This window comes from Allobosea sp. CER48, assembly GCF_044752385.1.
Classification (GTDB): domain Bacteria; phylum Pseudomonadota; class Alphaproteobacteria; order Rhizobiales; family Beijerinckiaceae; genus Allobosea.
The window spans coordinates 1-5714 of sequence record NZ_JBIWYK010000201.1 but is presented as its reverse complement, the minus strand read 5'-3'; the positions used below and the strand labels follow the sequence as shown (position 1 = coordinate 5714).

4 protein-coding genes are annotated in these 5714 nt (G+C 67.3%); 3 read left to right on the top strand and 1 reads right to left on the bottom strand.

The window, feature by feature from the left end; translation table 11 throughout:
• Window positions 1-230 precede the first annotated feature (230 nt).
• Entirely contained in the window at window positions 231-959 is a 729-nt protein-coding gene (locus tag ACIPIA_RS09360; protein ID WP_400508831.1) for a DUF1013 domain-containing protein, read from the top strand.
• Between the two features lie 132 nt (window positions 960-1091).
• On the opposite strand, the gene ACIPIA_RS09355 is transcribed toward ACIPIA_RS09360, so the two are convergent.
• The gene (locus ACIPIA_RS09355) at window positions 1092-3026 is read right to left on the bottom strand and encodes a propionyl-CoA synthetase (protein WP_400508829.1); all 1935 of its coding nucleotides are present in this window, start codon (window positions 3024-3026) and stop codon (window positions 1092-1094) included.
• Window positions 3027-3200: 174 nt separating this feature from the next.
• Here ACIPIA_RS09355 and ACIPIA_RS09350 point away from each other — a divergent pair, with 174 nt between their 5' ends.
• Both ACIPIA_RS09350 and ACIPIA_RS09345 read left to right on the top strand, forming a co-directional pair.
• Window positions 3201-3965: a sulfite exporter TauE/SafE family protein gene (locus tag ACIPIA_RS09350; protein ID WP_400508827.1), complete on the top strand. Its 765-nt coding sequence runs from the start codon at window positions 3201-3203 to the stop codon at window positions 3963-3965.
• Window positions 3966-4063: 98 nt separating this feature from the next.
• Window positions 4064-5692 carry an acyl-CoA synthetase gene (locus ACIPIA_RS09345; protein ID WP_400508825.1) on the top strand — a complete coding sequence of 543 codons (1629 nt, stop codon included), beginning with the start codon at window positions 4064-4066 and terminating at the stop codon, window positions 5690-5692.
• Window positions 5693-5714: the final 22 nt, after the last annotated feature.

Here is a 5714-nt window from a genome sequence, read left to right as displayed (position 1 = left end):
GGTGCCCGGCGCGCTCGTCGAGGCTGGCTCACCGCAGCCGGAATGACGCGCAAATCCATGGACACTCGCCTCGCCCTCGCCTATAAGGCGCGCCATCCTGCTCATCGTCGATGATTTGGATGGCCAGCCGGGGAGGCTGGTCGGCGCATGAGAGCTTTTGTCCGCGACCCTGCCTTTACGAGCCCAGCCACGGAGAGCTGCCGGCGCGAAGGCCCTTCAGGAGACGCCCCGTGTCACAAACCCCGCTGATGCCCAAGGCCACTGCGGTCTGGCTGGTCGAGAACACTTCGCTGACGTTCGAGCAGATCGCCGAGTTCTGCAAGCTGCACCCGCTCGAGGTGCGCGGCATCGCCGATGGCGAGGTCGCGGCCGGCATCAAGGGCCTTGATCCGATCACCTCGGGCCAGCTCACCCGCGAGGAGCTGGAACGCGCCGCCAAGAACCCGAACCATCACCTGCGTCTCGCCGAGCGCAAGGTGAAGGTGCCCGAGATCAAGCGCACCAAGGGCCCGCGCTACACCCCCGTTTCGAAGCGCCAGGACCGGCCGAACGCCATCCTCTGGCTGCTGCGCAACCACCCCGAGCTCAAGGACGCGCAGATCATCCGCCTGATCGGCACGACCAAGTCGACGATCGCGCAGATCCGGGACCGCACGCACTGGAACGCCCAGCAGCTGACCCCGATCGATCCGGTCAGCCTCGGCCTGTGCTCGCAGATCGATCTGGACTTCGAGGTCGGCCGCGCCGCCAAGGACCGCCCCGCCGCGCTGGCGGAAGCCGGCTCCACTCTGCTTTCGGCCGAGGAGACGACCGCTCCGGAGCCGACCCGCACCGAAAGCCAGCCCTTCGCCGATATGAGCCGTCCGAAGCGCGAGGAGGAGGCGGCGATCGACGTCGATTCCGTGTTCGCCAAGCTCAAGCAGCTCAAGCGTCCGGCGGACGAGGACGACGAGGGCTGAGCTCAGCCTCGGCCTCGAGCCGTCATGGTCGGGCTTGTCCCGACCAGCGACGCTTTCGCTGGTCGAAGGTCGTGTTCAAGACAGGGATGCTCGCCACATGGGCGAGCATGGCGCGGCGCCGATAGAGAGCGCCTATCCGATCCCCCTGCCCTTCAGCACCACGCCGATCTCGTCGAGCGCCGTCGGGTCCTCGATCGTCGCCGGCACGGCGTAGTCCTCGCCGTCGGCAATCTTCTTCATCGTCGCCCGCAGGATCTTGCCGGAGCGCGTCTTCGGCAGCCGGTTCACGGTCACCGCGAGCTTGAAGGCGGCGACGGGGCCTATGCGCTCGCGCACCAGCGCCACCAGCTCCTTCTCGACCTCGGCGGGCGATTGCGTCACGCCGGCCTTCAGCACGACGAAGCCGCAGGGCTGCTCGCCCTTGAGGGCATCGCGGATGCCGACGACCGCGCATTCCGCAACGGCCGGGTGGGCCGCGAGCACCTCCTCCATGCCGCCTGTCGAAAGACGGTGGCCCGCGACATTGATGATGTCGTCGGTGCGCCCCATGATGAAGACATAGCCGTCCTCGTCGATGAAGCCTGCGTCCGAAGTGTTGTAGTAGCCTGGATAGGTCGTGAGATAGGCCTGCTGGAAGCGCTCATCGTCCCGCCACAGCGTCGGCAGTGCCCCGGGCGGCAGCGGCAGCTTCAGCACGATCGCGCCCATCGCTCCCGGCTTCACCGCATGGCCGGCCTCGTCGAGGCATTGCACGTCCCAGCCCGGCAGCGGCACGGTCGGCGAGCCATGCTTCACCGGCAGCAGGCCGAGCCCCATCGGATTGCCGACGATCGGCGAGCCGCTCTCCGTCTGCCACCAATGGTCGATCACCGGCACCTTGAGCATCGCCTCCGCCCATTTCAGCGTCTCGGGATCGGCCCGCTCGCCAGCCAGGAAGAGCGCCTTGAAGCGCGAGAGATCATGGCCAGCGAGATGTTTGCCATCCGGGTCTTCCTTGCGGATGGCGCGGAAGGCCGTCGGCGCCGTGAACAACACCTTGGCGCCATGCTCGGCGATCACCCGCCAGAAGGCGCCGGGGTCGGGCGTGCCGACAGGCTTGCCTTCGTAGAGAACGCTGGTCGCGCCCTGGATCAGCGGCGCATAGACGATGTAGCCATGGCCCACGACCCAGCCGACATCGGAGGCGCAGAACATCACCTCGCCGGGCTGCACGTCGAAGAGCTGGTCCATCGTCGCCTTGAGCACGACCATGTGCCCGCCATTGTCGCGTACCACGCCCTTCGGCTTGCCTGTCGTGCCGGAGGTGTAGAGCACGTAAAGCGGGTCGGTCGCCGCGACCTCCACGCAGTCCGCCTTGCGCCCCGCCGCCTTGGCGGCAGCGACGAGCGTGCGCCAGTTCTTGTCGCGCGTCGCATGCATCGAGGCATCGGCCTGCGGCCGCTGCAGCACGACGCAGTTCTGCGGCTTGTGACGGGCCATCTCGATCGCGCCGTCGAGCAGGGGCTTGTATTCGACCACGCGCGTCGGCTCGATGCCGCAGGTCGCGGTCAGGATCACCTTGGGCTCGGCGTCGTCGATGCGCGTCGCCAGCTCCTTGGCCGCGAAGCCGCCGAAGACGACGGAATGCACCACCCCGATGCGGGCGCAGGCCAGCATGGCGAAGGCCGCCTCCGGCACCATCGGCATATAGACGATGACGCGGTCGCCCTTGCCGACCCCGAGATCCTGCAGCACCGCCGCGAGCGTCGCGACCTCCTCCAGCATCTGCGCATAGGTGAAGCTGGCCTTCGTTCCCGTGACCGGACTGTCGTGGATCAGTGCGACCTGTTCGCCACGCCCGTCACGGACATGCCGGTCGAGCGCATTGAAGCAGGTGTTGCAGGTCGCGTCCGGGAACCAGCGGCCATAGATGCCAGCCGAGGCATCGAAGGCCTTCCCGGGAGGCTTGATCCAGTCGATGCCTTTGGCGATGTCCAGCCAGTAGGCGTCGGGGTCGGTCCGCCAACGGGCATAGGTTGCGCGATAGCCTTCGGCGGGGCGGGCGGGCGCCGCATGGGAGCCATTCATGGAAAGCGTTCCTCTGCGCCGGGTTTCGTCCTAAAGCCCCACGGCGAGCCGGCGATGGCGGGGCTGGTTTTGCGCGAATCCTGCGCACTCCCCCCGATCAGCGCAAGCTTGCAGGTTTAAGACTTTCGCCCATCCCATCCTGCACCTCTTGGCTCTGCGGCGCAGCCTTCCCCAATGCCTTTCGATCTCGTCTTCTTCGCCGCCATGGTGCCGGCCGTCATCCTGACGGGGCTGGCGAAGGGCGGCTTTTCCGGCCTGGGGCTGCTCTCCCTGCCATTGATGGCTCTCGTCGTCTCGCCGGTGACAGCGGCGGCGATCATGCTGCCGCTGCTGATCGCGCAGGATGTCGTCTCCGTCTGGTCCTATCGACGGGACTTCGACCGTCGCAATCTTGCGACGCTGGCGCCCGGCGCCCTGCTGGGCATCCTTGTCGGATATCTCCTGGCGGCCAGGGTCTCGGACGCCGCGGTCGTTCTCGCGGTCGGGCTGATCTCGGTCGGTTTCGCCCTGCGCCGCATGCTGGGCGACGGGCGCAAGCCGGCGGTCGCGACGAAGGCGAACTGGAGCGCAGGCAGTCTTTGGGGCTTCCTCTGCGGCTTCACCAGCATGGTCGCCCATGCCGGCGGCCCGCCCTTCCAGATCTACGTCATGCCGCAGAAGCTGCCGCCGGCCGTCTTCGTCGGCACCGGCGCGATCTTCTTCGCCGCGATGAACCTGGTGAAGATCATCCCCTATCTCGCGCTCGGCCAGCTCAGCGGCCAGAATCTCATGGCCTCCGCCGCCCTGCTGCCCTTCGCCATCGCCGCCACCTTCGCCGGGGTCTGGCTCGTCCGGCGCGTCCCGGCCGAGCGCTTCTACGGCATCGTCTACTGGCTGCTGCTGCTCGTCGGCCTCAAGCTCGTCTTCGACGGGGTGCGCGGCCTGCATCTGCTCGGCTGAGCCGCCACCGCGCGATTGCGCCGCATCGGAAAAAGGGATGGATTACGCAAGGGCGCGTCAGCGGCTAAGGCTGGCCCGCTTGCGTGGAAGGTTTCCCGATGACCCGTTCGGCCTACGACACCGATCTCGACCGCAACCCGGCGAACTACCAGCCGCTGACGCCGCTCCCCTTCCTGGAGCGCGCCGCAGCCGTTTTCCCGAGCCGCACGGCGATCATCCACGGGCCGCTGCGCCGTTCCTATGCCGAGTTCTATGCCCGCTCGCGCCGGCTTGCTTCGGCGCTGACCAAACACGGCATCGGCAAGAACGACACTGTGGCGGCCATGCTGCCGAATACGCCGGCCATGCTCGAATGCCACTACGGCGTGCCGATGGCCGGCGCGGTGCTCAATACGCTGAACACCCGGCTCGACGCCGCGATCATCGCCTTCTCGCTCGACCACGGCGCGGCGAAGGTGCTGATCGCCGACCGCGAATTCTCGAAGACGGTGAAGGAGGCCCTCGCCCTCTGCATAGTGAAGCCGCTCGTCATCGATTATGACGATCCGGTCTATGACGGCCCCGGCGAGCGGCTGGGCAGCGTCGAATACGAGGATTTCGTCGCCGGCGGCGACCCGAAGTTCGACTGGCAGATGCCGTCGGACGAGTGGGACGCCATTGCGCTGAACTACACCTCCGGCACCACCGGAGACCCGAAGGGGGTGGTCTACCACCACCGCGGCGCCAATCTGCTCGCCACCTCCAACGTCATCACGGGCAATATGGGCCGGCACCCCGTCTATCTCTGGACGCTGCCGATGTTCCACTGCAACGGCTGGTGCTTTCCCTGGACGATCTCGATCCTCGCCGGCACCCATGTCTGCCTGCGGCAGGTCCGCGCCAAGGCGATGTACGACGCGCTCGCCGACCATGGCGTCACCCATCTCTGCGGCGCGCCGATCGTGATGTCGACGCTGCTCAACGCCCCGCCCGAGGAGCGCCGGGACTTCCCGCAGGCCGTCTCCTTCTTCACCGCGGCTGCGCCGCCGCCGGAGGCCGTGCTCGCCGGCATGAAGCAGGCGGGCTTCGAGGTGACGCATCTCTACGGCCTGACCGAGTGCTACGGTCCTTCCGTCGTCAACGACTGGAACGACGAGTGGGACGCACTGTCGCCCGCCGATCAGGCCGCCAAGAAGGCGCGGCAGGGCGTGCGCTACCCCGCGCTGGAAGGGCTCGACGTGCTCGACCCCGAGACGATGCAGCCGGTGCCGCGCGACGGGCAGACGCTCGGCGAGGTGATGATGCGCGGCAATGTCGTGATGAAGGGCTATCTCAGAAACCCGAAATCCACGGCAGCAGCCTTCTCCGGTGGCTGGTTCCACACCGGCGATCTCGGCGTGCGCTATCCCGACGGCTACATCCAGCTCAAGGACCGCTCCAAGGACATCATCATCTCCGGCGGCGAGAACATCTCTTCGATCGAGGTCGAGGATGCGCTCTACAAGCACCCTGCCGTGCAGGCCGCTGCCGTAGTCGCGCGCCCCGATGACAGATGGGGCGAGACGCCCTGCGCCTTCATCGAGCTGAAGCCGGGGCAGAAAGCGACCGAGGACGAGATCATCGCCTGGTGCAAGCAGCACCTCGCCTCGTTCAAGTGCCCGCGCACGATCGTCTTCGCCGAGGTGCCGAAGACCTCGACCGGCAAGATCCAGAAATTCCGCCTGCGGGAGATGGCGCGGGCGCTCTGAGGCGCCCGCACCGGATTTGGAG

Coding starts and splice junctions, on each gene's coding strand:
- ACIPIA_RS09355 (WP_400508829.1), bottom strand. CDS start 3,026: ATGAATGGCTCCCATGCGGCGCCCGCCCGCCCCGCCGAAGGCTATCGC.
- ACIPIA_RS09345 (WP_400508825.1), top strand. CDS start 4,064: ATGACCCGTTCGGCCTACGACACCGATCTCGACCGCAACCCGGCGAAC.
- ACIPIA_RS09350 (WP_400508827.1), top strand. CDS start 3,201: ATGCCTTTCGATCTCGTCTTCTTCGCCGCCATGGTGCCGGCCGTCATC.